Here is a 23,925-nt window from a genome sequence, read left to right as displayed (position 1 = left end):
ACCTACCGCACCGCATACAGCTCTGGCGAGGACATCATGACCATCAGGAATATCTGCATCTATGGGGCCGGCGCTCTCGGCGGCGCGTTCGCGACGAAGATCGCGAGCGGTCTCGGCGCGGAGGCGAATGTCTCCGTCGTGGCGCGCGGCGCACATCTTGCCGCCATTCGCGAAAACGGCCTGACCGTCGAACGGGGCGGCGATGCCGCGCCGCTCCATGCGCGTGTCACCGCCACCAGCGACCCGTCGGAGCTGCCGAAACAGGACCTGATCGTCACCGGTCTCAAAGGACACCAGCTTGCGGGTGCGGCCGAGGGCCTTGCCGGCCTTCTCAAGGAAGGCACGCGGGTCATCATGATCCTCAACGGCATTCCCTGGTGGTATTTCCATCGGGATTCCGAAAGCGGGCATGCGGAACGACAGCTCCCGGAACTTGATCCGGAAGGCAAGCTCTGGCGGCTGGTCGGCCCGGAACGCGTTATCGGCTGCGTCGCCTATCAGGGCGCCGAGGTCACCGAGCCCGGCACCATTCGCCTCAATGGCGACGGCCGCTTTTTCCTCGGCGAACCTTCCGGCGCGCTTTCGCCGGACCTGGCGTCGATCTGCGAGCTTCTTGGACGCGCCGGCCTCAATATCATTCCGACCGAGCGTATCCGCGATGCGATCTGGACCAAACTGATGGGCAATGCCGCCTACAACCCGATCAGTGCGCTTACCCGAGGCCGGATGAACAGCATCATGGACAATGCGCCGCTCGCCGCACAGATCGGCAAGGTGATGACCGAAACCAGGGCAGTCGGCGAGGCGCTCGGCGCGGTCTTCAGCGGCAGCGTCGACGAACAGCTTAACCGGTCGGGTGGTTTCGGTCCGGTCAGGACCTCGATGCTGCAGGACCTGCTTGCCGGCAAGGCGCTGGAGATCGTGCCGCTGACCGGCATGGTGGTGGCGCTCGGCAAGCTCGCCGGCGTGCCGACACCGACCTGCGAGACGGTGCTGGCGCTGACCGTCCAGCTGGACCGCGAAAACCTCAGAAACTGATTCAAGTCTTTCCGAACGAGATTCCGCAGATGCCGGCAAGTGCTTGAAACCGCAGCCCATGCCAGCCTTTCGGCCGGCATAGCATTGCCTATGATTTACTTCTTCACCTGCTCCGCCCAGTTCGGCGCGTTGCTCTTGCCGTCCAGGAAAGGCAGCACGGTCGACGCCAGGGCGGGCGATGCGAATGCTTCGTAATGGGTGAGATCGGGCAGGATCGCCAGCCGGTTCTTCGGCATGTTCTCCCGCATCCAGCCTGCATCCTTCAGGCCGCCGCCGAGCTTCTGATAAAACTGGACGATATGCTCCGGGCGTACCATGTCGCTGTCGCCGAAGACCAGCATGACCGGCATGGTCAGCTTGGCGACCGCATCGGAGAAATCGTAATCCCGGCGCATCAGATCACCCATCGCATCGAGAAGCCGCGGGAATTCGGAGACGTCCGGAGCCACGGCCTTGTAGGAGATGAACATCGGCGTGTCCTTCATCATCTCGGCCATGGCACCGGTGACGGACTCCTGCTGCGGGATCATTTCAGGAAAGAAGCCGCTTTTGGCGAACGGCGCCGAGGCTATGACGAGCCGCCGTACTTTTTCCGGCGCCTGAGCCGCCATCTGCAGGGCGATGCCGCCGCCCATGGAATAACCCATCACATCGACCTGGCGATAGCCGAGCTCGGAGACAATCTTGCTCATGTCGGCGCCCATGGCTTCCAGGCTGATCGGACGCTTGCCGAGCGAGGTGCGGCCATGGCCCTGCAGGTCGACGGCGATGACCTGGCGGTGCTCCGTCAGCGCCGGCATGATCGGTGCGAACATATCGACGGAGCCGAGACCGCCATGGAGCAGCAGGAGCGGTTCACCCTCCCCGCGGATCTCGTAATAATAGCTGATGCCGCCGGCCTCGACATGACCCTTCTTCGATGGCTCGGCGAGGGTCGCCTGCGGTGCGGCCGATTTCGGCTCCTGCGCTTCGGCGAATGCCGGAACGAAGGATGCGGCAAAGGCCGCAATTGCGGTAGCGAATATCCTGGTCGACATGACGTCCTCCTCGGGGATCGGTTGGTGATGCCCCAAGGACGGAGTGGAAGGGCGTGGGCCGACAATCCACGCCAAAATTCTTGCCACGCCAAAAATTCCTGACGCAAAGAAAATCCCGCCGCGAGGAGACGGCGGGACAGGCAGATTGGAGGTCAAAATACTATTCTTGTGCGGCGGCTGCAGGGGAAGAAAGCCGCCTAATTGTCTTCGGCGCGGCATGGGGATTGTGCCGGCTGAAGTTGGTCTTCAGAGAACTAAACACATAGGTAACTGCAATGTTCCACCATTCGTTAACGACACATCGTTAAGATTGATGAACTTCTATGCTGGCATCAATGAGGCAGGAATGGCCGTCCCGAATTTCCGCTTTACCCACTACGATCTCAAACCGCAGCGCGCGGGGACGACGATCGAGGTGACGTTGAATGCGGTGAATAACGTGCGCCTGATGAACGCTGCCAATTTTCAGCGCTTTACCGAACTGCTTGATTTCAAATATGTCGGGGGCGTTGCCAAGCGATCCCCTATCCGTCTGGTGATCCCCGAGGCTGGCCACTGGCACGTCATCGTGGACATGGAAGGCCACCACGGGCTGGCGGAATCTTCCGTCAGGCTGATCGGGGCGCCAGCCAATGTCCTGGCCCAGAAACAGGCCTCCTGATCGGTTTCAGCAGAGGATCTACTTGGGGTTTCGTTCCTTGCGAAGCTTGGCCCACCAGTCGAGCCGCTTGCGGATGTCACGCTCGAAACCGCGTTCAGGCGGATCGTAGAATGTCTGCCGGCCCATTTTCTCCGGAAAATAATCCTGACCTGAAAAAGCATCCGGCTCGTCGTGGTCGTAGCGGTACCCGTCGCCATATCCCTCGCCCTTCATCAGCTTGGTCGGGGCATTCAGGATATGCTTGGGCGGCAGCAGCGAACCGTTTTCCTTGGCGGCCCGGGTGGCGGCCTTGAAGGCGGTATAGACCGCGTTGGATTTCGGCGCGGTCGCCAGATAGACGCAGGCCTGCGCAAAGGCCAGCTCCCCTTCCGGCGAACCGAGATAGTCATAGGCGTCCTTGGCGGCATTGCAGACGACCAGCGCCTGCGGATCGGCAAGGCCGATATCCTCGACCGCCATGCGCACCAGCCGGCGGCCGAGATAAAGCGGATCCTCGCCGGCATCGAACATGCGGGCCAGATAATAGAGCGCAGCATCGGGATCGGAACCGCGCACAGACTTGTGGAGCGCCGAGATCAGATTGTAATGCCCGTCCTGCGCCTTGTCATAGACCGGAGCACGGCGCTGGACGATCTGGGTGAGACCCGTCGTATCGAAGACCTCCCCTTCCCGCGCGGCGCGCCAGACTTCTTCGGCAAGCGTCAGCACCGCGCGGCCGTCGCCATCGGCCATGCGGATCAGGCTGGCACGCGCATCCTCGTCGAGCGGCAGCGGCTTGCCTTCGGCCTGTTCGGCTCGGGTGAGAAGCTCGCTCAGGCTTTCCTCGTCATGGCTGCGGAAGGTCAGCACCCGGGCCCGCGACAGGAGAGCGGCGTTGAGTTCGAAGCTCGGGTTTTCGGTGGTGGCGCCGACCAGGATGACGGTGCCATCCTCCATGACGGGCAGGAAACTGTCCTGCTGGGCGCGGTTGAAGCGATGGATCTCATCGACGAAGAGCAGCGTCTGGCGCCCGTCCATTCGGCGCAGGCGTGCGGTCTCGAAGACCTTCTTGAGATCGGCGACGCCGGAGAAGATCGCCGAGATCTGCTCGAAGGCAAGCCCCGCCTCGCCCGAAAGCAGCCGCGCCACCGTGGTCTTGCCGGTGCCGGGCGGACCCCAGAAGATCATCGAACCGAGCGAGCCGCTATCGATCATCCGCCGCAGCGCGCCGTCCTCGCCCGTCAAATGCGGCTGGCCGGTGACTTCGGCGAGCGACTTCGGCCGCAGGCGGTCGGCAAGCGGCCGCCGGTTGGCGACCTCTTCCGGAACCTTCGGCGCGAAAAGATCACCGCTCATCGGAAGAACTGCCGGATACGTTGGCCGCCACGTTCGATCTCGACCCGCCAGAAGCCCGGATCGTCGTCGAGCATGGTTTCCATGCCCTTGGTACTGGTAACCGCGGTACCGTTCAGGGAGATCAGAATGTCCTTCGGCTGGAAGCCGAGGCGGGCAGCGGGAGAGTTGCGCGTCACGTCGGTCACGACCACCCCGGTCTTTTCAGCCGGGATGCGCAGTTCGGTCGCGAGCTTCGGCGACAGATTGGCAACCCGAAGGCCGGCAAACGGATTGCGCCCCTCGATCAGCCGCTCGTCGCGCGGCGTGGTTTCCGGGGCGGTGTTGAGCGCGAGGTTCACCTGCCGCTGGCCGTCGGCGGTCTGGACGGTCAGCACCGCCTGCCTGCCGAGACCGGCGGTGGTCAGCCGATAACCCAGCGCATCGGGATGCTCGACCGAAATGCCGTTGACCGCGGTCACCACTTCGCCGGGCTTGAGGCCGGCCTTGTCCGCCGGTCCGCCCTCGACAACGCGGGTCACCAGCGCGCCGCGGGCGGTCTTGAGGCCGAGCGCTTCGGCGACATCCGAATTGACCGCATCGAAGCTTGCGCCGACGAAGGGGCGTTCGAAGCTGGTCTTGCCTGCGGCAGCCGCCGCCAAAAAGACTTTCACGAGGTTGGCGGGGATCGCGAACCCGATGCCATTAGAACCGCCGCCGCGTGAAAAGATCGCGGTGTTGATGCCGATCAGCTCGCCGTTCATATTCATCAGCGCGCCACCGGAATTGCCCGGATTGATCGAGGCGTCGGTCTGGATGAAGAAGCCGAAATCGCCCGTGGTGACCTGGTTGCGGGCCAGCGCGGAGACGATGCCGCTGGTCACCGTCTGGCCGACGCCGAACGGGTTGCCGATCGCCAGCACCAGATCACCCACTTCAGTCCGATCGGAATCACCGACGGCGAGAACCGGAAAATGCTCTTTCGACTTGATGCGCAGCACAGCCAGATCGATGCTCTCGTCCTTCAGCACGACGTCGCAGGGGAATTCGCGGCCGTCGGCAAGCGCGATCTTGATATCGTCGGCGCCTTCGATCACGTGATTGTTGGTAACGACGAGGCCGTCAGCCGCAAGGATGACGCCGGAGCCGAGCGACGACTGCTTTTCCGAACGGTTCGGCATGCGCTGGCCGAAGAACTGCTCGAAGAAGGGGTCCCCCGCGAACGGATTGAGGCGCTGCACCACCCGCTCGGCATAGACGTTGACGACGGCGCCGGCGGTCTGCTTGACGAGCGGCGAGAAAGAGAGCTGCATTTCCTGGCGGCTCTGTGGCACCACCTTCTCCTGCGCGACCGCCGCCACGGGCATCAGGAGAGCAAGGGCGAGAAGGCCGGTCGACACGCGTTTCGGCATGGTCAGCATGTAAGTCCTCATGTGAGAAAAATCCGGATCGATTTGTAGCGCGAGACGCTAGAAAGGAAAGGTGGCGGAACAACGGAAACGATGGCGAAAACCGTCAAGCTTTTCACCCTATATAGGGCCGATATGCGGAGAAAAACATGACCTGGCTGGCAAGTGCAAAAGGTTGGGCAAAACGGCTGAAACGCGACATCCTGGCGTTGTGGTTCGCTTCGCGCGATCGCCGCGTGCCATGGCATGCCAAGCTCACCGCCGGCGCGGTCGCAGCCTATGCGCTGTCGCCGATCGATCTCATTCCGGATTTCATCCCGGTCCTCGGTTATCTCGATGATCTGCTGATCGTGCCGCTCGGCATCATGCTCGCCGTCAGGCTCGTGCCGGAGCCGTTGATGAGCGAGTTCCGCCAAGACGCCGCGCGCTGGGCGGAACGCCCTACCAGCCGTGCCGGTTTCGCCTTCATCATTGCCATCTGGCTCTGTTGTCTCGCCTTCGCTCTCTGGAGTCTCTGGGAACTGAGGTGATCTCCAGGCGTTGCGCATGGAGATCTGGAGTGCAGCCATGAGACGTTTTACCATCGCAATCGCCTTGACGACCAGCCTTCTTCTCGGCCTGACGCTTTCAGGCCTGCCCCGAACTGCAGCCGCTGCGAGTTTCGACTGCGAACGGGCAGACCTTGCGGCCGACGAGAAGGTGATCTGCGACACGCGCACGCTCAACGATGCCGACGTGAAAATGGTCACCACCTTCGATATCCTCACCGGCCTGATGGCGATGGGCAACCGCGGCAAGCTGCAGGACGAACAGAGCGCCTGGCTGAAGAAACGCCAGGCCTGCGGCGAAGATGTCGAATGCATCCGGGCGTCGTATACGGAGCGGCTGAAGCAGCTGGATGAGGCTTACGAGAACTTGAGCCGGCCGCTGTGAACCAGGCGTACACCTCAGCGCGGTGTTGTGGTTAGAATCCCGGCGATGCGGCGAATGACCAATTGCTTGACCTCGTCGGACAACTTGCCGATCGGTTCGACATGGCCGGCCTCGACGGTATCGATCTTGACGGGACGGACAACGGATGGCGCTGGAAGCCCTGCGCTGGCGTGATCCGGGATCTCGATATCGTCGATCCAAGGGCGATTTTCGGCCGAGGTGATCATGACCACCCACAGCAGGGCCGCATCTTCTCCGATCCCGCCGGACGACACAACGAGTGCCGGGCGGCGCTGTCGAGTATCCCGATCCGTATAGGGAAACGGTACCCGGACGATATCTCCCTGCTCAAAGGCCGGTATAGGCCTTCCGATCGGCGTCGCTATCCCACTCATCGAACGTGGCAAACGGATCATCGACCGGCTGGGACGCGCGAGCGATCAACACCCGGCCATCCGGCTCGAATGTGTAGACCACTTCATCGCCTTCCCGCAGCTTGAGGGCATTGCGAACGGATTGCGGAATGGTCGTTTGTGATTTGCTGGTGAGCCGGCTGGTAATCATCGGCGCCTCCTTTTGTCATTATTGTAAGGAATTTCCTTACCAAAACTAGGAGGGCGCGAACCAAGGAGACTGCCGGCCGCGTTGAACACGGCCGGCAGTCGCTACCTTTACTCCGGCAAGATCCGCACGGCGCCCTTGTCAGCACTCGCAGCAAACGCGGCGTAGGCCTTCAGCGCGGTCGTGACGTTGCGCTTGCGGGGATGCGACGGCTTCCAGCCGAAGGCGTCCTGCTCCTTGCGGCGCTCGGCGAGGACGGCGTCCGAAACCGCGAGATTGATCGTGCGGTTCGGGATGTCGATCTCGATCTTGTCGCCTTCGCGCACCAGGCCGATCGTGCCGCCGTTGGCGGCTTCCGGCGAGGCGTGGCCGATCGAGAGGCCGGACGTGCCGCCGGAGAAGCGGCCGTCGGTGATGAGGGCGCAGGCCTTTCCGAGGCCCTTCGATTTCAGGTAGCTGGTCGGATAGAGCATTTCCTGCATGCCCGGGCCGCCCTTCGGGCCTTCGTAGATGATGACCACGACGTCGCCCGCGACGATCTCGTTGGCGAGGATCGCCTTGACGGCGGCATCCTGGCTTTCGAAGACGCGGGCCGGACCGGTGAATTTCAGGATCGAGTCGTCGACGCCGGCCGTCTTCACGATGCAGCCGTCGATGGCGATATTGCCCTTGAGGACCGCAAGGCCGCCGTCCTTGGAGAACGGATGTTCGACCGAGCGGATGACGCCCGCTTCGCGGTCGGTGTCGAGATCGTCCCAGCGGGCGTCCTGGCTGAACGCAACCTGGGTCGGAATGCCGCCCGGTGCTGCGCGGAAGAAGTTGCGGACCGTCTCGCTGTTGGTGCGGGTGATGTCCCAGCGGTCGATCGCATCGCCGAGCGTTTCTGCATGGACCGTGAAGCAATCGCGGTTGAGCAGCCCGCCCTTGTCCAGTTCGCCAAGGATCGACATGATGCCGCCGGCGCGGTGGACGTCTTCCATATGGACGTCGGCCTTGGCCGGCGCGACCTTGGAGAGGCACGGCACCTTGCGCGACAGCTGGTCGATGTCGTCGAGGGTGAAATCGACCTCGCCCTCATAGGCGGCGGCGAGGATGTGCAGCACGGTATTGGTCGAACCGCCCATGGCGATATCGAGCGCCATGGCGTTTTCGAAGGCCTCTTTGGTGGCGATCGAACGCGGCAGGACGGAATAGTCTTCCTGCTCGTAGTGACGGCGGGCGAGATCGACGATCAGGTGGCCGGCCTCGACGAACAGGCGCTTGCGGTCCGCATGGGTGGCGAGCGTCGAGCCGTTGCCGGGCAGCGACAGGCCGAGCGCTTCGGTCAGGCAGTTCATCGAATTGGCGGTGAACATGCCCGAGCACGAACCGCAGGTCGGACAGGCCGAGCGCTCGATGACCTTGACGTCCTCGTCGCTCATCTTGTCGTCGGCGGCGGCGACCATGGCGTCGATCAGGTCGAGCGAATGGGTCTTGCCCTTCAGGACCACCTTGCCGGCCTCCATCGGGCCGCCGGAAACGAAGACGGCCGGGATGTTGAGGCGCATGGCAGCGTTCAGCATGCCGGGGGTGATCTTGTCGCAGTTGGAGATGCAGACCATGGCGTCGGCGCAGTGGGCGTTGACCATGTATTCGACCGAGTCGGCGATGATCTCGCGCGAGGGCAGCGAATAGAGCATGCCGTCATGGCCCATGGCGATGCCGTCGTCGACGGCGATCGTGTTGAATTCCTTGGCGACGCCGCCGGCCGCCTCGATCTCGCGGGCGACGAGCTGGCCGAGGTCCTTCAGGTGCACGTGGCCGGGCACGAACTGGGTGAAGGAGTTGACCACCGCGATGATCGGCTTGCCGAAGTCGCTGTCCTTCATGCCGGTTGCGCGCCAAAGCCCGCGCGCGCCCGCCATGTTGCGGCCGTGGGTCGTGGTTCTCGAGCGGTAAGCTGGCATGGTGTTGTCCTCGATCTCTTGTTCGGGCCGGCGCAGTCTACCCCTTTCGGGAGACGCGCGCAAAAGCCCATGGTTTTGCGGCTTTCCTAGCGCAAAGCGCCCGGAGTGTCACTATCATGACAGGCCAAAGCGGTACGGTTGGACTTGAGCGTCGGACCAGGCGCCCTCACCTCTCCCGCAGTTCATCAGGATGGACGTCGAAGTGTTCGAGGATCATCTTGACGTTGCGGCGGTGCGACTTGAAGAAGAGGTCGAAGACATCGCCCGCCAGCGGCACGCTGCCGAGCAGGGAGTCGGCAGCGACATTGCCGAGCATGCGGGTGAGCTTTGCGGGCGGCAGGCCGAGCTTGCGCGCTTCGTTGACGATGTAAAGGCCGACCAGCGCACCGCCAGCATCGCCCACGAGCGGGATGAGGCCGAAGACGGAGTCGGCGCCGAAACGGATACGGGTGCCCGGAATGCCGATCGCCGTATCCATCAGCCGCGCGATCCCCGCAAGGCGGCGCAGGCGCCGCAATCTCTCGGCGCGATCGGCAATTGTTTCAATCCGCCCGGCATCCCAGGTGCGTGCCGTCATCTAAAATCTCCTCCTGGCGGGCGAATGCCCTGAGATGAGAACTGAAGAAACCGAAATGGGGTTCCATCGATGGCATTTCCATCTGCAAACCTCCGGTTTTTCACGCAAACGTGGCTCGCAGCAATCTTCGCGCCGCTGTGAAACCTTTCGGTTCCGCGTTACGTATAGGAGCAAGAAGGCACTCGTTGCCGCAGAGGAGATTTTCGACATGTCCGCCTATCGTCCGCCGCATATTCCGGCTTCCGAAATCACCCCCCGCGACATCTACATGTCGCGCCGGAATTTTATGGGCGCTGCGGCCGTCGCCGGGCTTGCCTTTGCGGGCGCCGACACCGCCTTCGCAGCACCGCTGACGGCCAATCCGAGTGCCTACAAGCTGGATGAAAAGCTGACGCCGAAGGAAGCGGTCACCACCTACAACAATTTCTACGAATTCGGCGTCAACAAGGACGATCCCGCCGCCAATTCCGGCGACTTCAAGCCGACGCCGTGGTCCGTCAAGGTCGATGGCATGGTCGGCAAGCCGAAGGAATTCGGGCTTGAGGAACTGATGAAGATGAACCTCGAGGAGCGTACCTACCGGATGCGCTGCGTCGAGGGCTGGTCGATGGTGATCCCGTGGATCGGCTTCCCGCTGTCTGCGATCCTCGACCAGGTCGAGCCGCTCGGCAGCGCAAAATACGTCTCGTTCGAAACCGTGGTGCGGCCGGAGGAAATGCCGGGCCAGAAGGGATTCTTCCAGCCCCTGCCGTGGCCCTATATCGAAGGGCTGAGGCTCGACGAGGCGCGCCATCCCCTGGCGATCCTCGCGGTCGGCCTTTACGGCGAGACGCTGCCGAACCCCAACGGCGCGCCGATCCGGCTCGTCGTGCCGTGGAAATACGGGTTCAAGAGCATCAAGTCGATCGTCAGGATCTCGCTCGTCGAGAAGCAGCCGGAAACGACCTGGAAGAACGCCAACGCCCGCGAATACGGCTTCTACTCCAACGTCAATCCGGCGGTCGATCATCCGCGCTGGAGCCAGGCGACGGAACAGAGGATAGGCGAAGGCGGCTTCTTCGGTGCCAACCGCCGGCCGACGCTTCCCTTCAACGGTTATGCGGATCAGGTGGCAAGCCTCTATGACGGCCTCGACCTGAAAGCGAACTACTGATGGCCTCCATCCCCGCCCTGCCCCGCCGCTATCACAAGGCAAGCGTCTGGGCGCTCTACGTGATCGGGCTCGCTCCTGCCGTCTGGTATTTCTATCTAGGGCTGACGGGCGGGCTGGGCTTCAATCCGGTCAAGGAGTTCGAGCACCAGCTCGGCATCTGGGCCCTGCGGTTCATCATCGCGACGCTCGCGATCACGCCGTTGCGCGATCTCGCGGGGATCAACTGGGTGCGGTATCGGCGGGCGCTCGGGCTGATCGCCTTCTATTACGTGGCTCTGCATTTCTCGGTCTATGTGTCGCTCGACCTGCGCTTCAATTTTGGCGCGGTGGGCGGCGATATCGCCAAGCGGCCCTATATCACTATCGGCTTTGCCTGTCTGCTGATGCTGATCCCGCTTGCGGTCACCTCCAACAACTGGTCGATCCGCAAGCTCGCCCAGGGCTGGAACAGGCTGCACAGGCTGATCTACCTGATTGCCGCCGGTGGGGCGCTCCACTACGTACTGGCGGTCAAATCGGTGACGCTGGTGCCGTTCATTCACATCGCGCTGATTGCTCTATTGCTGGTCTATCGATCCCTCAGGCGGCCGATCCTGAACTGGAGAAGGGGCAATAACAAACCGGCAAAACCCGTCGTTTCCCAGAGGGCAAGGCAAAACGGTTGACGCGACGGATGGATCGGGCACCGCAGTCCGGATAAATGCCTTCAACGCAAAAGAGCCGGATCCATCGATCCGGCTCATCTTATATTCGGCAGCCGTTCAGGCTACTTAGAAGTGCTTGCGGAAGAGCAGCTTGTCGAGCGACAGGTAACCTCCTCCGAAGGCAGCGTAGAGGAAGGCGCCTCCGGTCCAGAACAACGAGGCCAGCTCGGCTTTGCCCTGAACCTGTTCGAGAAAGATGTGCCCACCATCCTTCAGCCGCACCAATGCCTGCGGCGTGAACAGCTCCTGGCCGCCGGCTTTCAGCGCCTCGATGCCGGCAGGCGTCAGGAAAGCTTCGCCATAGGGGTGGGTGACGTGGAACCAGAGCGTGATGGCCAGCATGACGCCATTGGCCAGCGCTATGGGCCGGGTGAAGAGGCCGGCGGCGATGAACATGCCGCCGAAAAATTGCAGGGCGGCGAGGAAGGGCGACCAGAACCAGCCCGGATACATGCCAATACCTTCGACGAAGCCGACCTGCGCGAACGGCGCCATGATCTTCGGCCATCCTTCGATCACCAGCATGCCGCCGACCGCCAGCCGGAATATGCTCCAGGCCATCGGCTGCGCCAGCTTTTCATAGACAGGGGCCAAGGCGGGAATGACGAGTTCGTCTTTTGCGTTATCAAAAACTACATGTTCAACCATTTTTCGTACCTCACGATTTTGTCTTAATGCCGAGACCTTATCGCTTTGGCAGGGGAAGCTCTTGACGCAGGTCAAGCCGGGCGGACGATCACCGAGATCACACCGCGGGTGACCGCAAACGCAAAAAAGCCGGGCGTTTCCACCCGGCTTTTTCAATTCCGACGATGCGGAAAATTATGCGGCTTCGGCAGCGTCTGCTTCGGCAGCAACGCGAGCCTTGTCGGCTGCGCCCTTGGCATCGACATCGCGCTCAACGAACTCGATGACGGCCATGGCAGCGTTGTCGCCCTGGCGGAAGCCGGCCTTCATGATACGCAGGTAGCCGCCGTTGCGGGTTGCGTAACGCGAGGCGATGGCGTCGAACAGCTTCTTGACGGCATCCTGGTCCTGGATCTGCGAGATCGCCTGACGACGAGCGTGCAGGTCGCCGCGCTTGCCCAGCGTGACGAGCTTTTCAACGATCGGACGGATTTCCTTCGCCTTCGGAAGGGTCGTGACGATCTGCTCATGGGTGATGAGCGAAGCCGCCATGTTGGCGAACATCGCCTTGCGGTGGCTTGCGGTACGATTGAGCTTGCGGCCGGCTACTCCGTGGCGCATGGCTATTCTCCTTTAATGCAGGTACCCATTCTTCTTAGGGCCTGCCGTTTCCTGGCACATACAGACATCCGGATCCTTGGACAAGGTGCCTGCTGTTTGACGGGGAAAGGCAGTCAAAACCTGCCTTTTTTGTTTTCAGTACTGGTCTTCGTAACGCTTGGCGAGATCTTCGATGTTTTCCGGCGGCCAGGCGGGAACTTCCATACCCAGATGGAGGCCCATGGATGCCAGAACTTCCTTGATCTCGTTCAGCGACTTGCGACCGAAATTCGGAGTCCGCAGCATTTCCGCCTCGGTCTTCTGGATGAGGTCGCCGATATAAACGATGTTGTCGTTCTTCAGGCAGTTGGCCGAACGGACGGAAAGTTCCAGTTCGTCCACCTTCTTGAGAAGCGCCGGGTTGAACGCGAGTTCGGTAACCGACTCTTCCTCGACGTCCTTCTGCGGTTCGTCGAAGTTGACGAAGACCGAGAGCTGGTCCTGAAGGATGCGGGCGGCGAAGGCAACGGCGTCTTCACCCGTGACCGAGCCATCGGTTTCGATGGTCATGGTCAGCTTGTCGTAGTCGAGAACCTGGCCTTCGCGGGTGTTTTCCACCTTGTAGGACACTTTCTTGACCGGCGAATAGAGGCTGTCGACCGGGATCAGGCCGATCGGAGCATCTTCGGCACGGTTACGATCGGCCGGGACATAACCCTTGCCATTGTTGACCGTGAATTCCATGCGGATCTCGGCGCCCTCGTCGAGGGTGCAGATGACATGATGCGGGTTGAGGATTTCGATATCGCCAACCGTCTGAATGTCGCCGGCGGTTACCGAGCCCGGGCCCTGCTTGCGCACGACCATGCGCTTTGCGTCATCGCCATCCATCTTGATGGCGATTTCCTTGATGTTGAGCACGATGTCCGTCACATCTTCCCGGACGCCCGGGATGGAAGAGAACTCATGCAATACGCCGTCGATCTGCACGGCGGTCACAGCCGCACCGCGCAGAGACGACAGAAGCACGCGACGAAGCGCGTTGCCGAGCGTCAGGCCGAAGCCGCGCTCGAGGGGTTCGGCAACCAGGGTTACCTTGGTACGGCCGGAGGAGGAGAATTCCACCTTGTTCGGCTTGATCAGTTCCTGCCAGTTCTTCTGGATCATCACTTAATACCTTCCGTTCGTTGCCACCATCCAATCGTGGCAACCGAGCATGAGGAGCACCGATCGGGACAATGCCCACCGGCGATATGGGCAAAGCCGCCGAACCTCCAGGGAGGGTCAGGCGGCTATTCCCGAGTTCAGACAGAGGCTGCCCAATTCTCAACACGAGATCCGGCAGCCCCTCAATTTCCGACGATCAGACGCGGCGCTTCTTGCGCGGGCGGCAGCCGTTGTGCGGGATCGGGGTCACGTCGCGGATCGAGGTGATCATGAAGCCGGCAGCCTGCAGAGCGCGCAGAGCCGATTCACGGCCGGAACCCGGGCCGCAGACTTCGACTTCCAGCGACTTCATGCCATGCTCCTGCGCCTTCTTGGCGCAGTCTTCGGCAGCGATCTGAGCGGCGAACGGGGTCGACTTACGCGAACCCTTGAAGCCCTTTGCACCAGCGGACGACCAGGCAATCGCATTGCCCTGAGCGTCGGTGATGGTGATCATCGTGTTGTTGAAGGTAGAATTGACGTGGGCAACGCCCGACGTGATGTTTTTACGCTCGCGTCTACGGACGCGGGTGGCTTCCTTGGCCATTTTATCCCTTTCGTTGATCTCTGCACCGCCGTAATTCCAGCGGCTCCACCTGGGAGTGAGCAGTCAATAGTGATTAGTGAGCAGGACCTAATCACTGCTCACTAACAACTAATCACCCCAAATTACTTCTTCTTACCAGCGATAGCCTTTGCCGGACCCTTGCGGGTGCGGGCATTGGTGTGCGTGCGCTGACCGCGGACCGGGAGGCCGCGGCGATGACGCAGGCCGCGGTAGCAGCCAAGGTCCATCAGACGCTTGATGTTCATCGCGGTTTCGCGACGAAGATCACCTTCGACCTGGTAATCGCGGTCGATGGTTTCGCGGATCTGGAGGATTTCCGAGTCCGTCAGCTGATGGACGCGCTTTTCAGCCGGAAGACCGACCTTCTCCATGATTTCCGATGCGAATTTCGGGCCGATCCCGTGAATGTAGGTCAGCGCGATGACAACGCGCTTCGCAGTCGGGATGTTGACGCCAGCGATACGTGCCACGCCTATTCTCCTTGTTCCAGTTGCCATCCGGCAAGTGGTACTTCTTCCATGAAAGCGGCCAGATGGGCCACCAGTTCAAACACCATACGGAACAGGCCAAAACGACCAGTCCCGGATGTCCTTGCGGGAAATCCGCGCCGATCGCTTAAAGCTGTCGCGAGTTGGCGCGGTGTTTAACGGAATCAGTGCTGAAAAGCAACCGTTCCGCCCAAGATTCTTTAACAGATCGATGACGGCTCAAAGAGCCGCCAGAATATTTTCGATATCGGCCGTGACCTTGTCCATGTCCGCCATGCCATCGACGGCCTTGAGCTTGCCCTTGGCATGGTAATAACCGATCAGCGGCGAGGTTTCCTTGTAGTAGACCTCGAGGCGCTTGGTCATGGTCTCGGCATTGTCGTCGGGACGGCGCTTGAAATGCGTCGAACCGCACTTGTCGCAGACGCCCTCCTGGGACGGCTTCTTGTCCGTATCGTGATAGGTCGTGCCGCAGTTCGCGCAGGAATAACGGCCGGAGACCCGACGCACGAGCTCCTTGTCATCGACACGCAGTTCGATGACCACGGAAAGGTCGAGGCCCTTCGCCTTCAGCATCGCCTCGGTCGCATCCGCCTGCACCAGGGTGCGCGGGAAACCATCGAGGATGAAGCCATTGGCGCAATCGGGCTGGTCGATGCGCTCGGAGACGATCGCGTTGACGATCTCGTCGGAGACAAGATTGCCGGCATCCATGACGGCCTTGGCGCGCTTGCCCACTTCCGTCCCGGCGGCAACCGCTGCACGCAGCATGTCGCCCGTGGAGAGCTGCGGGATACCGTGCTTCTCCACGATCCGCTGGGCCTGGGTCCCCTTACCCGCGCCCGGCGGCCCCAAAAGAATCAGTCTCATCGTCCCCTCTTTCCTCCGCGCAGTTTCGACTTCTTGATCAGACCCTCATACTGCTGCGCAATGAGGTGCCCCTGAATCTGTGCTACCGTATCGAGGGTTACACTGACAACAATCAAAAGCGAAGTCCCACCAAGGGCTAATGGCACGCCGGTGCGGGCCACCAGGAATTCCGGCAGGATGCAGACAAAGACAAGGTAGATCGCGCCGATGACCGTGATGCGGGTCAGCACATAATCGATGTATTCAGCCGTGCGTTCACCCGGACGGATGCCCGGAATGAAGCCGCCATGCTTCTTCAGATTGTCGGCAGTGTCCTTCGGATTGAAGACGATCGCCGTATAGAAAAAGGCGAAGAAGGCGATCAGCAGGCCATAGAACAGCATGAACAGCGGCTGGCCGTGGCCAAGCGCCGAGATGATCATCGTCGCCCAGGCCGGCAGGCCGGCATTGCCGGCAAAGCCCGCGGCCGTCGCCGGCAGAAGCAGCAGCGACGAGGCGAAGATCGCCGGGATGACGCCCGAAGTGTTGAGCTTCAGCGGCAGGTGCGACGTATCGCCCTGGAACATGCGGTTGCCGACCTGGCGCTTCGGATACTGGATCAGCAAGCGGCGCTGGGCGCGCTCGACGAAGACGATCAGCGCGATGACGCCGATGGCGACGATCAGGACGGTGAGAATCAGCGCCGTCGGCAGAGCGCCGGTGCGGCCGAGTTCGAGCGTGCCAGCAAGAGCGGTCGGCAGGCCGGCGGCGATGCCGGAGAAGATGATCAGTGAAATGCCGTTGCCGATGCCGCGCGAGGTGATCTGCTCACCGAGCCACATCAGGAACATGGTGCCGCCGAGCAGCGTCACGACCGTCGAAATCTTGAAGAACCAGCCCGGATCGAGCACCAGGCCCTGGCCGCTCTCGAGACCGGCTGCGATACCGTAGGCTTGCAGCGTACCGAGCAGCACCGTGCCGTAGCGGGTGTACTGGTTGATGATCTTGCGGCCGGCTTCGCCTTCCTTCTTGAGGTTTTCAAGCGAGGGGACGACCGAGGTCATCAGCTGCACGATGATAGATGCGGAAATATAGGGCATGATGCCGAGCGCGAAGATCGCCATGCGCTCCACTGCACCGCCCGAAAACATGTTGAAAAGTCCGAGGATGCCACCGGCCTGGCCGCGGAAGGCCTGCGCATAGGCTTCGGGGTTCAAGCCCGGAAGCGGAATATGGGTACCGAGGCGATACACGAGAAGTGCCGCGAGGGTAAACCAAAGCCGCTTCTTGAGATCCTCCGCTTTTGCGAAAGTCGCAAAATTCAGATTGGAGGCAAGTTGTTCCGCTGCAGAAGCCATGCAATTCTCCGCCTGACCAATTCTCCGGCGGCGGGGGAAATGCCGGGTCCGGAAAGCAGTCTAAAAAATCTGGTTCAAAAAACCGGGCGCGCGAGATTGCCAATGCAATCGGATGCCTCACCCTGTTTTCCGTATGATCCCGGTCAGGCGACCAACAGGATCGCTTCGGGATCGTGAGGCTCACATATGGAGATAAAATCGCCCGGTGTGAAGCACAAACCGGGCGATTTCAAAACGATTTATTCGGCCGCTGCTTCGGCTACGACGAGCAGCTTGATCGAAGCGCCGGCCTTCTCGATCTTCTCTACGGCAGCCTTGGAGGCGCCCGCAACTTCGATCGAAACCTTCGACTTCAGCTCGCCGTCGGCGAGGAGACGAACGCCGTCCTTCGGGCGACGGATGACGCCGGCAGCCTTGAGGGCGGCAGCATCGATCGTTGCCTTCGGGTCGAGCTTCTTGGCATCAATCGCGGCCTGAATACGGCCGAGCGAAACGGTGGCGTAGTCAGTCTTGAAGATGTTGGTGAAGCCGCGCTTCGGCAGGCGACGATAGATCGGCATCTGGCCGCCTTCGAAGCCCTTGATGGCGACGCCGGAACGGGCCTTCTGACCCTTCACGCCGCGACCACCGGTCTTGCCCTTGCCCGAACCGATGCCGCGACCTACGCGGATACGGTCCTTGGAAGAGCCCTCGTTGTCCTTGATCTCATTCAGTTTCATGGTCAATTCCTCCGTCTCACTTCTCGTCGACGACGCGAACGAGATGCTGGACAGCCCGGATCATGCCACGAACGGAAGGAGTATCTTCCAGCGTACGGGTCCGGTGCATCTTGTTGAGGCCGAGACCGATCAGCGTCTGACGCTGTACGGCCGGGCGGCGGATGGGGCTACCGGTCTGCTCGACCGTAACCGTCTTCTTGGCTTCTGCCTGAGTGGCTTTCTTGGCCATTATCGCTCTCCTTATTCTTCCTGCGCATTGCCGGAAGCGGCGCGGCGAGACTGCAGCGTTGCATACTTGATGCCGCGCTGAGCTGCTACGTCCTTCGGATGCACCTGATGCTTCAGGGCGTCGAACGTGGCGCGAACCATGTTGTAAGGGTTCGACGAACCGGTCGACTTGGCAACGACGTCATGGACGCCGAGCGTTTCGAATACGGCGCGCATCGGGCCGCCGGCGATGATGCCGGTACCAGCCTTGGCCGAGCGCAGCAGAACCTTGCCGGCGCCGTGACGGCCGTTGACATCGTGATGCAGCGTACGGCCATCACGCAGGGGAACGAAGATCAGATCGCGCTTTGCGCTTTCGGTCGCCTTGCGGATGGCTTCCGGCACTTCGCGTGCCTTGCCATGGCCGAAGCCGACGCGGCCCTTCTGGTCGCCGACGACGACGAGAGCTGCAAAACCAAAACGACGGCCGCCCTTGACGACCTTGGCGACGCGGTTGATCGCGACCAGCTTGTCGACGAATTCGCTATCGCGCTCTTCGCGGCTCTGGCGATCTTCGCGCTGGCCTCTTCTTTCTTGTGCCATTGTTCTTTTCCTTTTTCTTTTCCGGGTGCAATGGGCAATTTCCGGGAGCCAACCATCCCCTGCCCGTGAAGGACTAGGATGGGACGACTGATGCGTGCGGCGAACCGCATTTCGCCCGCCTCCCCTTCTTCAGGGATGCGGGCGAAAATTCTTAGAAGCTCAGGCCGCCTTCGCGGGCAGCTTCGGCGAGCGCCTTGATGCGGCCGTGGTAGATGAAGGCGCCGCGGTCGAACACGACTTCCGTCACGCCGGCCTTGGTGGCGCGTTCCGCAACCAGCTTGCCGACAGCGGCGGCAGCCGCAACGTCAGCGCCGGTCTTCAGCGAGGCGCGCAGACCAGCGTCGAGCGTGGAGGCGGCAGCAAGCGTGCGGCCGGCCACGTCGTCGATGACCTGGACATAGATGTTCTTGGACGAGCGGTGAACCGACAGACGCGGACGGCCGTTTGCGACCTTCTTGATCTGGCGGCGAACACGGCTCGCACGCTTGGTGAGTGCTTCTTTTCTCGTTGCCATGATCCGTCGTCCTTACTTCTTCTTGCCTTCCTTGCGGACGATCCGTTCCTCAGCGTACTTGACGCCTTTGCCCTTGTAGGGCTCTGGACCGCGGTATTCACGGATCTCCGCGGCAACCTGACCGACCTGCTGCTTATTGATGCCGGTGACGATGATTTCCGTCGGCTTCGGCACGGCAATGGTGATGCCTTCCGGGGTCTGATAGACCACGTCGTGGGAAAAACCGAGAGCCAGCTGCAGGTTCTTGCCCTGCAGCGATGCGCGGTAACCAACGCCGTTGATTTCAAGCTTGCGCTCAAAACCGTCCTTCACACCCTTGAAGATGTTTTCGATCATCGTGCGGGACATGCCCCACTTCGAACGAGCATCCTTGCTGTCGTTGACCGGGGTCACCGAGACAGCATTGTTTTCGAGTTCCAGCTTGATTTCGTCGTTTGCGACGAAGAAAAGCTCACCCTTCGGGCCCTTGGCAGTCACTTTCTGGCCATCAACAGTGGCCGTGATCCCTGCAGGAACCGGAACGGGTTTTTTACCGATACGAGACATGTTTCAATCCTGTCTGTTCGCTATGGAGTTCCCCTACCCTGTCTTAGAAGACAGAGCAGAGAACCTCGCCACCAACGTTCTGTTCGCGAGCCTGGTGATCGGCCATCACGCCTTTCGGAGTCGAAAGGATGGTGATGCCGAGGCCGTTCGCGACCTGCGGAATGGACTTTACCGAGACATAAACCCGGCGGCCCGGCTTGGACACGCGGCCGATCTCACGGATCACCGACGCGCCTTCGTAGTACTTGAGTTCGATTTCGATCTCGGCCTTGCCGTTACCGTAGTCGATTTCCGAATAGCCGCGGATATAGCCTTCAGCCTGCAGAACGTCGAGGACGCGGGCACGCAGCTTGGAAGCAGGCGTGGACACGGTCGACTTGCGGCGGGCTGCGCCGTTGCGGATACGGGTGAGCATATCGCCCAAGGGATCAGTCATGGTCATCTAACGATCTCCTTACCAGCTCGACTTGACGATGCCCGGCACCTTGCCGAGATTGCCGAGCTCACGAAGCGCGATACGCGACATCCTGAGCTTGCGATAGAAAGCGCGCGGGCGACCGGTGACTTCGCAACGGTTGCGGATACGCGTCTTCGAGCCATCGCGCGGCAGAGAAGCGAGCTTCAGGGTTGCCTTGAACCGTTCTTCGATCGAAAGTTCCTGGTTCATGATGGTTGCCTTCAGGGTCGCACGCTTGGCGGCCTGGTTGGCAACTGTCTTGCGGCGGCGCTTGTTCTTTTCAACTGCGCTGGTTTTCGCCATATGGGAGTTCCTTCTAAACGCTCGTCGTTACGGTTACTGGCGGAACGGGAAGTTGAACTCTTTCAAGAGAGCCCGTGCTTCGTCGTCCTTGGTAGCCGTCGTGCAAACGATGATGTCCATGCCCCACATCTGATCAACCTTGTCGTAATTGATCTCTGGGAACACAATGTGCTCCTTGATGCCCATGGCGAAGTTGCCACGGCCGTCAAAGCTTTTCGGGTTCAAGCCACGAAAGTCGCGAACGCGCGGAAGCGCGATGTTGATCAGACGGTCCATGAATTCGTACATGCGGGCGCCGCGAAGCGTGACCTTTGCACCGATCGGCATGAATTCGCGAACCTTGAAGCCCGCGATGGAATTCCGTGCCTTCGTGATGACCGGCTTCTGGCCGGCAATGGCGGCCAGGTCGGCGGCAGCCACGGAAGGCTTCTTCGAGTCAGCCGTCGCTTCGCCGACACCCATGTTGATGACGATCTTGTCCAGCCTGGGGATCATCATGTCGTTGGTGTAGGAGAACTGCTCCTTCAACGCGGCGCGGATACGGGAATTGTATTCCACCTTGAGCCGCGGCTCATACTTTGCCTCAGCCATCGATCACATCTCCCGTACGCTTGGCTACACGCACCTTCTTGCCGTCGACGACGGAGAAGCCAACGCGGGTCGGCTTGCCGTCTTTCGCGACGATCGCGATGTTCGACAGGTGAATGGACGCTTCCTTGTTGATGATGCCGGCTTCCTGCGTCTGAGACTGACGCTGGTGGCGCTTCACCATGTTGATGCCACGCACGACGGCGCGGTCTTCCTTCGGCATAACCTGAAGGACTTCGCCGGTACGGCCCTTGTCCTTGCCGGCGAGTACGACGACGCTGTCGCCCTTCTTGATCTTGTTCATCGCATGAGCTCCTTACAGTACTTCCGGAGCCAGCGAGATGATCTTCATGTGGTTCTTGGCGCGAAGTTCGCGCGGAACCGGTCCGAAGATACGGGTGCCGATCGGCTCTTTCTTGTTGTCGATGAGGACCGCTGCGTTGTTGTCGAAGCGGATGACGCTGCCGTCCGGACGACGGATGTCCTTGGCGGTACGCACAACAACCGCCTTCATCACGTCACCCTTCTTGACGCGGCCGCGCGGGATGGCTTCCTTGATCGAAACGACAATGATGTCGCCGATGGAAGCGTACTTGCGCTTGGAGCCGCCCAGCACCTTGATGCACATGACACGACGTGCGCCGGAATTATCCGCCACGTCGAGGTTTGTTTGCATCTGAATCATGTCAGGTCGCCTTTTTCTAATGACCGGAACGACCGGGCGTTAAAAACGCCCCGTTTCGGCTTATGGACAGAATCTCGTTGTGCGCGGGTGGGGTCTTGCCAAGGTGGTTTCCTTAAAAGGACCTTCCCTGCGCTCAAAGCAAAAGAACGCTCGTTTCCGAGCGTCCTGCGCCAGTGGGGGCTTCATACAGGATTCTGCGCCGGGCGCAAGGCCCAGACGCAATCCGAAGCAAATTAAGCCTGGGCGGAAACGACCGTCCAGGTCTTGTCCTTGGAGATCGGCGCGCATTCCTCGATGGAAACGACGTCACCTACCTTGTACTGGTTGTTCTCGTCATGCGCCTTGTACTTCTTGGAACGGCGGACCGTCTTCTGAAGCAGCGGATGCGCGAAGCGGCGCTCGACCCGGACAACAACGGTCTTCTCGTTCTTGTCGGAAACTACGACGCCCTGCAGAATGCGTTTCGGCATATTATTTTTCCTTAGGCCTTGGCTTCTGCCGCCTTCTGGCGGGCAATGGTTTTCACGCGGGCGATGTCCTTGCGGACTTCGGTGATGCGCGAGGACTTCTCGAGCTGACCGGTAGCCTTCTGGAAGCGCAGGTTGAACTGCTCCTTCTTCAGGTCGGCGAGCTTGTCCTTGAGCTGATCGGCCGTGAGGCCGCGAACGTCTTCGGCTTTCATGTGCCTTGCTCCTTACTCTGCGATGCGCTGTACGAAGCGCGTCTTGACCGAGAGCTTGGCAGCACCGAGACGAAGCGCCTCGCGGGCGAGCTCCTCGGAAACACCGTCGATCTCGAACATCATGCGACCGGGCTTGACCTTGCAGGCCCAGTATTCGACGCCGCCCTTACCCTTACCCATGCGGACTTCGGTCGGCTTTGCGGTGACCGGAACGTCCGGGAACACGCGGATCCAGACACGGCCGGCGCGCTTCATCGCGCGGGTGATCGCGCGGCGGGCCGCTTCGATCTCGCGGGCGTTGACGCGGTTGGGTTCCTGGGACTTCAGGCCGAATTCACCGAAGGCCAGGTCGAAGCCGCCCTTGGCCACACCCTTGATGCGACCCTTGAACTGCTTGCGGTACTTGGTACGCTTTGGCTGCAACATTTTCTTACTTCTCCGAGCTTATCTTTCGCCAGCGTTGATCAAGCGTTTTCGCGGCGGCGATCGCCACGGTCACCACGATCGCCGCGTTCGCGGCTTGCGGGACCCTGGGCATCGCCTTCCATGGCGCGACGTTCAGAAGCCATCGGATCGTGCTCAAGGATTTCGCCCTTGAAGATCCAGACCTTGATGCCGCAGATGCCGAATGCGGTTTCGGCTTCCGCCGTACCGTAGTCGATGTCTGCACGCAGCGTATGAAGCGGAACGCGACCTTCGCGGTACCATTCGGTACGGGCGATTTCAGCACCGCCGAGACGGCCGGCGCAGGTGATCTTGATGCCTTCGGCACCGAGACGCATGGCCGACTGAACGGCACGCTTCATCGCACGGCGGAAGGCCACGCGACGCTCGAGCTGCTGGGCGATCGACTGGGCGACGAGCGTCGAGTCGATTTCCGGCTTGCGCACTTCAACGATGTTGAGATGCGTTTCCGAATTGGTCATCGTTGCGATCTTCTTGCGAAGCTTCTCGATGTCCGCACCCTTCTTGCCGATGATCAGGCCCGGGCGAGCCGAGTGGATCGTGACGCGGCACTTCTTGTGCGGACGCTCGATGACCACCTTGGCGATACCGGCCTGCTTCAGTTCCGACATCAGGTAGGCGCGGATCTTCAGGTCCTCATGGAGGAGCTGACCGTATTCCGCGTTGTCGGCGAACCAACGGCTGTCCCAGGTGCGGTTAATGCCGAGGCGGAAACCGATCGGATTAATTTTCTGGCCCATTATGCAGCCTCCCCTTTTTCCTCGACTTCGCGCACGACGATCGTCAGATGCGAGAAAGGCTTCTCGATCCGCGATGCACGGCCGCGGCCGCGAGCGTGGAAGCGCTTCATCACGATCGACTTGCCGACATAGGCTTCCGAAACGATCAACGCGTCGACGTCGAGGTCATGGTTGTTTTCGGCATTGGCGATTGCGGACTCGAGGGTCTTCTTCACCGTGCCGGCGATGCGCTTGCGCGAGAATTCGAGTTCTGCAAGCGCGCGTTCGACCTTCTTGCCGCGGATCATGGCGGCAACGAGGTTCAGCTTCTGGGGGCTGACGCGGAGCGTACGCGCAACTGCCTGCGCCTCGTTATCCTTCAGCCGGCGTTCGGTCTTAGCCTTCGCCATG

At 61.1% G+C, this 23,925-nt stretch carries 35 protein-coding genes; 6 read left to right on the top strand and 29 right to left on the bottom strand.

The features are described from left to right. The first annotated feature begins 36 nt into the window (after nucleotides 1–36). Nucleotides 37–1,038 (top strand): ketopantoate reductase family protein, encoded by a 1,002-nt coding sequence (locus tag J2857_RS19030; protein ID WP_210011583.1) that lies wholly within the window; start codon nucleotides 37–39, stop codon nucleotides 1,036–1,038. A gap of 95 nt (nucleotides 1,039–1,133) precedes the next feature. Here the strand turns inward: J2857_RS19030 and J2857_RS19025 are convergent, their stop codons facing one another. Continuing rightward, nucleotides 1,134–2,075 (bottom strand): alpha/beta fold hydrolase, encoded by a 942-nt coding sequence (locus tag J2857_RS19025; protein WP_210011582.1) that lies wholly within the window; start codon nucleotides 2,073–2,075, stop codon nucleotides 1,134–1,136. A 346-nt stretch (nucleotides 2,076–2,421) separates the two neighbouring features. Here J2857_RS19025 and J2857_RS19020 point away from each other — a divergent pair, with 346 nt between their 5' ends. Further along, nucleotides 2,422–2,736, top strand: coding sequence for a DUF1883 domain-containing protein (locus J2857_RS19020; RefSeq protein ID WP_210011581.1), 315 nt, complete (start codon nucleotides 2,422–2,424; stop codon nucleotides 2,734–2,736). Between the two features lie 18 nt (nucleotides 2,737–2,754). Here the strand turns inward: J2857_RS19020 and J2857_RS19015 are convergent, their stop codons facing one another. Both J2857_RS19015 and J2857_RS19010 read right to left on the bottom strand, forming a co-directional pair. After that, on the bottom strand, nucleotides 2,755–4,071 hold the full coding sequence (locus tag J2857_RS19015) for a replication-associated recombination protein A (RefSeq protein WP_046635325.1): 1,317 nt from the start codon (nucleotides 4,069–4,071) through the stop codon (nucleotides 2,755–2,757). After that, entirely contained in the window at nucleotides 4,068–5,468 is a 1,401-nt protein-coding gene (locus J2857_RS19010; protein WP_210011733.1) for a DegQ family serine endoprotease, read from the bottom strand. Before J2857_RS19010 ends, J2857_RS19015 begins: the two co-directional genes overlap by 4 nt. Before the next feature lie 137 nt (nucleotides 5,469–5,605). Between J2857_RS19010 and J2857_RS19005 the strand changes: the two genes are divergently transcribed. Beyond that, nucleotides 5,606–5,986, top strand: a complete 381-nt coding sequence (locus J2857_RS19005; RefSeq protein WP_210011580.1) for a YkvA family protein — start codon at nucleotides 5,606–5,608, stop codon at nucleotides 5,984–5,986. A gap of 37 nt (nucleotides 5,987–6,023) precedes the next feature. Beyond that, entirely contained in the window at nucleotides 6,024–6,389 is a 366-nt protein-coding gene (locus J2857_RS19000; protein ID WP_210011579.1) for a lysozyme inhibitor LprI family protein, read from the top strand. Between the two features lie 14 nt (nucleotides 6,390–6,403). On the opposite strand, the gene J2857_RS18995 is transcribed toward J2857_RS19000, so the two are convergent. From J2857_RS18995 to J2857_RS18980, 4 genes are all read right to left on the bottom strand, one after another. After that, on the bottom strand, nucleotides 6,404–6,784 hold the full coding sequence (locus J2857_RS18995) for a type II toxin-antitoxin system PemK/MazF family toxin (protein ID WP_245363425.1): 381 nt from the start codon (nucleotides 6,782–6,784) through the stop codon (nucleotides 6,404–6,406). After that, nucleotides 6,738–6,953: a type II toxin-antitoxin system PrlF family antitoxin gene (locus tag J2857_RS18990; protein ID WP_210011578.1), complete on the bottom strand. Its 216-nt coding sequence runs from the start codon at nucleotides 6,951–6,953 to the stop codon at nucleotides 6,738–6,740. Before J2857_RS18990 ends, J2857_RS18995 begins: the two co-directional genes overlap by 47 nt. 107 nt (nucleotides 6,954–7,060) lie before the next feature. Continuing rightward, nucleotides 7,061–8,896: a dihydroxy-acid dehydratase gene (ilvD, locus tag J2857_RS18985; protein ID WP_210011577.1), complete on the bottom strand. Its 1,836-nt coding sequence runs from the start codon at nucleotides 8,894–8,896 to the stop codon at nucleotides 7,061–7,063. A gap of 166 nt (nucleotides 8,897–9,062) precedes the next feature. After that, complete coding sequence (locus tag J2857_RS18980; RefSeq protein ID WP_210011576.1) at nucleotides 9,063–9,473, bottom strand: DUF4112 domain-containing protein; 411 nt, start codon at nucleotides 9,471–9,473, stop codon at nucleotides 9,063–9,065. A 208-nt stretch (nucleotides 9,474–9,681) separates the two neighbouring features. Between J2857_RS18980 and msrP the strand changes: the two genes are divergently transcribed. Together msrP and msrQ are read left to right on the top strand one after the other, a co-directional pair. Beyond that, nucleotides 9,682–10,626 (top strand): protein-methionine-sulfoxide reductase catalytic subunit MsrP, encoded by a 945-nt coding sequence (gene msrP / locus J2857_RS18975; RefSeq protein ID WP_210011575.1) that lies wholly within the window; start codon nucleotides 9,682–9,684, stop codon nucleotides 10,624–10,626. Next, a complete protein-coding gene (msrQ, locus tag J2857_RS18970) occupies nucleotides 10,626–11,291 on the top strand; it encodes a protein-methionine-sulfoxide reductase heme-binding subunit MsrQ (RefSeq protein WP_210011574.1) in 666 nt (221 codons plus the stop codon). Before msrP ends, msrQ begins: the two co-directional genes overlap by 1 nt. Before the next feature lie 105 nt (nucleotides 11,292–11,396). Here the strand turns inward: msrQ and J2857_RS18965 are convergent, their stop codons facing one another. The 22 genes from J2857_RS18965 to rplV all read right to left on the bottom strand — a co-directional run bounded on the left by J2857_RS18965 (nucleotide 11,397) and on the right by rplV (nucleotide 23,924). Continuing rightward, nucleotides 11,397–11,978: a DoxX family protein gene (locus J2857_RS18965; protein WP_210011573.1), complete on the bottom strand. Its 582-nt coding sequence runs from the start codon at nucleotides 11,976–11,978 to the stop codon at nucleotides 11,397–11,399. A 174-nt stretch (nucleotides 11,979–12,152) separates the two neighbouring features. Continuing rightward, entirely contained in the window at nucleotides 12,153–12,578 is a 426-nt protein-coding gene (gene rplQ / locus J2857_RS18960; protein ID WP_007766870.1) for a 50S ribosomal protein L17, read from the bottom strand. Nucleotides 12,579–12,713: 135 nt separating this feature from the next. Continuing rightward, the gene (locus tag J2857_RS18955; protein WP_007766867.1) at nucleotides 12,714–13,724 is read right to left on the bottom strand and encodes a DNA-directed RNA polymerase subunit alpha; all 1,011 of its coding nucleotides are present in this window, start codon (nucleotides 13,722–13,724) and stop codon (nucleotides 12,714–12,716) included. A gap of 196 nt (nucleotides 13,725–13,920) precedes the next feature. Continuing rightward, nucleotides 13,921–14,310: a 30S ribosomal protein S11 gene (gene rpsK, locus J2857_RS18950; protein WP_007766864.1), complete on the bottom strand. Its 390-nt coding sequence runs from the start codon at nucleotides 14,308–14,310 to the stop codon at nucleotides 13,921–13,923. Between the two features lie 122 nt (nucleotides 14,311–14,432). After that, nucleotides 14,433–14,801 carry a 30S ribosomal protein S13 gene (gene rpsM / locus J2857_RS18945; RefSeq protein WP_037084707.1) on the bottom strand — a complete coding sequence of 123 codons (369 nt, stop codon included), beginning with the start codon at nucleotides 14,799–14,801 and terminating at the stop codon, nucleotides 14,433–14,435. Nucleotides 14,802–15,038: 237 nt separating this feature from the next. Beyond that, nucleotides 15,039–15,689, bottom strand: coding sequence for an adenylate kinase (locus J2857_RS18940; RefSeq protein ID WP_210011572.1), 651 nt, complete (start codon nucleotides 15,687–15,689; stop codon nucleotides 15,039–15,041). After that, entirely contained in the window at nucleotides 15,686–17,026 is a 1,341-nt protein-coding gene (gene secY, locus J2857_RS18935; RefSeq protein WP_210011571.1) for a preprotein translocase subunit SecY, read from the bottom strand. The genes J2857_RS18940 and secY overlap by 4 nt, the downstream gene beginning before the upstream one ends. A gap of 239 nt (nucleotides 17,027–17,265) precedes the next feature. Further along, nucleotides 17,266–17,745 (bottom strand): 50S ribosomal protein L15, encoded by a 480-nt coding sequence (rplO, locus tag J2857_RS18930; RefSeq protein WP_210011570.1) that lies wholly within the window; start codon nucleotides 17,743–17,745, stop codon nucleotides 17,266–17,268. A gap of 16 nt (nucleotides 17,746–17,761) precedes the next feature. Then, nucleotides 17,762–17,974, bottom strand: coding sequence for a 50S ribosomal protein L30 (gene rpmD / locus J2857_RS18925; RefSeq protein ID WP_037084714.1), 213 nt, complete (start codon nucleotides 17,972–17,974; stop codon nucleotides 17,762–17,764). A gap of 11 nt (nucleotides 17,975–17,985) precedes the next feature. Continuing rightward, nucleotides 17,986–18,555, bottom strand: a complete 570-nt coding sequence (gene rpsE / locus J2857_RS18920; protein ID WP_037084719.1) for a 30S ribosomal protein S5 — start codon at nucleotides 18,553–18,555, stop codon at nucleotides 17,986–17,988. A gap of 151 nt (nucleotides 18,556–18,706) precedes the next feature. Further along, a complete protein-coding gene (gene rplR, locus J2857_RS18915) occupies nucleotides 18,707–19,069 on the bottom strand; it encodes a 50S ribosomal protein L18 (protein ID WP_037084721.1) in 363 nt (120 codons plus the stop codon). A gap of 12 nt (nucleotides 19,070–19,081) precedes the next feature. Continuing rightward, nucleotides 19,082–19,615, bottom strand: a complete 534-nt coding sequence (gene rplF, locus J2857_RS18910; RefSeq protein WP_037084723.1) for a 50S ribosomal protein L6 — start codon at nucleotides 19,613–19,615, stop codon at nucleotides 19,082–19,084. Between the two features lie 43 nt (nucleotides 19,616–19,658). Next, nucleotides 19,659–20,057, bottom strand: a complete 399-nt coding sequence (rpsH, locus tag J2857_RS18905; RefSeq protein WP_037084724.1) for a 30S ribosomal protein S8 — start codon at nucleotides 20,055–20,057, stop codon at nucleotides 19,659–19,661. A gap of 12 nt (nucleotides 20,058–20,069) precedes the next feature. After that, nucleotides 20,070–20,375 carry a 30S ribosomal protein S14 gene (gene rpsN, locus J2857_RS18900; RefSeq protein WP_007770129.1) on the bottom strand — a complete coding sequence of 102 codons (306 nt, stop codon included), beginning with the start codon at nucleotides 20,373–20,375 and terminating at the stop codon, nucleotides 20,070–20,072. Nucleotides 20,376–20,408: 33 nt separating this feature from the next. Further along, complete coding sequence (rplE, locus tag J2857_RS18895) at nucleotides 20,409–20,966, bottom strand: 50S ribosomal protein L5 (protein WP_210011569.1); 558 nt, start codon at nucleotides 20,964–20,966, stop codon at nucleotides 20,409–20,411. Beyond that, nucleotides 20,959–21,267: a 50S ribosomal protein L24 gene (gene rplX / locus J2857_RS18890; RefSeq protein ID WP_007770136.1), complete on the bottom strand. Its 309-nt coding sequence runs from the start codon at nucleotides 21,265–21,267 to the stop codon at nucleotides 20,959–20,961. The genes rplE and rplX overlap by 8 nt, the downstream gene beginning before the upstream one ends. 12 nt (nucleotides 21,268–21,279) lie before the next feature. After that, nucleotides 21,280–21,648: a 50S ribosomal protein L14 gene (gene rplN, locus J2857_RS18885; RefSeq protein ID WP_007770138.1), complete on the bottom strand. Its 369-nt coding sequence runs from the start codon at nucleotides 21,646–21,648 to the stop codon at nucleotides 21,280–21,282. Between the two features lie 233 nt (nucleotides 21,649–21,881). After that, nucleotides 21,882–22,118, bottom strand: coding sequence for a 30S ribosomal protein S17 (gene rpsQ / locus J2857_RS18880; protein WP_037084728.1), 237 nt, complete (start codon nucleotides 22,116–22,118; stop codon nucleotides 21,882–21,884). 11 nt (nucleotides 22,119–22,129) lie between these two features. After that, a complete protein-coding gene (gene rpmC, locus J2857_RS18875) occupies nucleotides 22,130–22,330 on the bottom strand; it encodes a 50S ribosomal protein L29 (protein ID WP_007770142.1) in 201 nt (66 codons plus the stop codon). A gap of 12 nt (nucleotides 22,331–22,342) precedes the next feature. Beyond that, nucleotides 22,343–22,756 carry a 50S ribosomal protein L16 gene (gene rplP / locus J2857_RS18870; protein WP_007770145.1) on the bottom strand — a complete coding sequence of 138 codons (414 nt, stop codon included), beginning with the start codon at nucleotides 22,754–22,756 and terminating at the stop codon, nucleotides 22,343–22,345. A gap of 38 nt (nucleotides 22,757–22,794) precedes the next feature. Continuing rightward, complete coding sequence (gene rpsC, locus J2857_RS18865) at nucleotides 22,795–23,535, bottom strand: 30S ribosomal protein S3 (protein WP_007770147.1); 741 nt, start codon at nucleotides 23,533–23,535, stop codon at nucleotides 22,795–22,797. After that, entirely contained in the window at nucleotides 23,535–23,924 is a 390-nt protein-coding gene (gene rplV, locus J2857_RS18860; RefSeq protein ID WP_007770149.1) for a 50S ribosomal protein L22, read from the bottom strand. The genes rpsC and rplV overlap by 1 nt, the downstream gene beginning before the upstream one ends. Between the last annotated feature and the right edge of the window lies 1 nt (nucleotide 23,925).

Origin of the sequence: Neorhizobium galegae (assembly GCF_017877055.1) — a bacterium.
Lineage (GTDB): Bacteria > Pseudomonadota > Alphaproteobacteria > Rhizobiales > Rhizobiaceae > Neorhizobium > Neorhizobium galegae_D.
The sequence above is the reverse complement of the archived record's forward strand: the minus strand, read 5'-3'. Positions and strand labels throughout refer to the sequence as shown.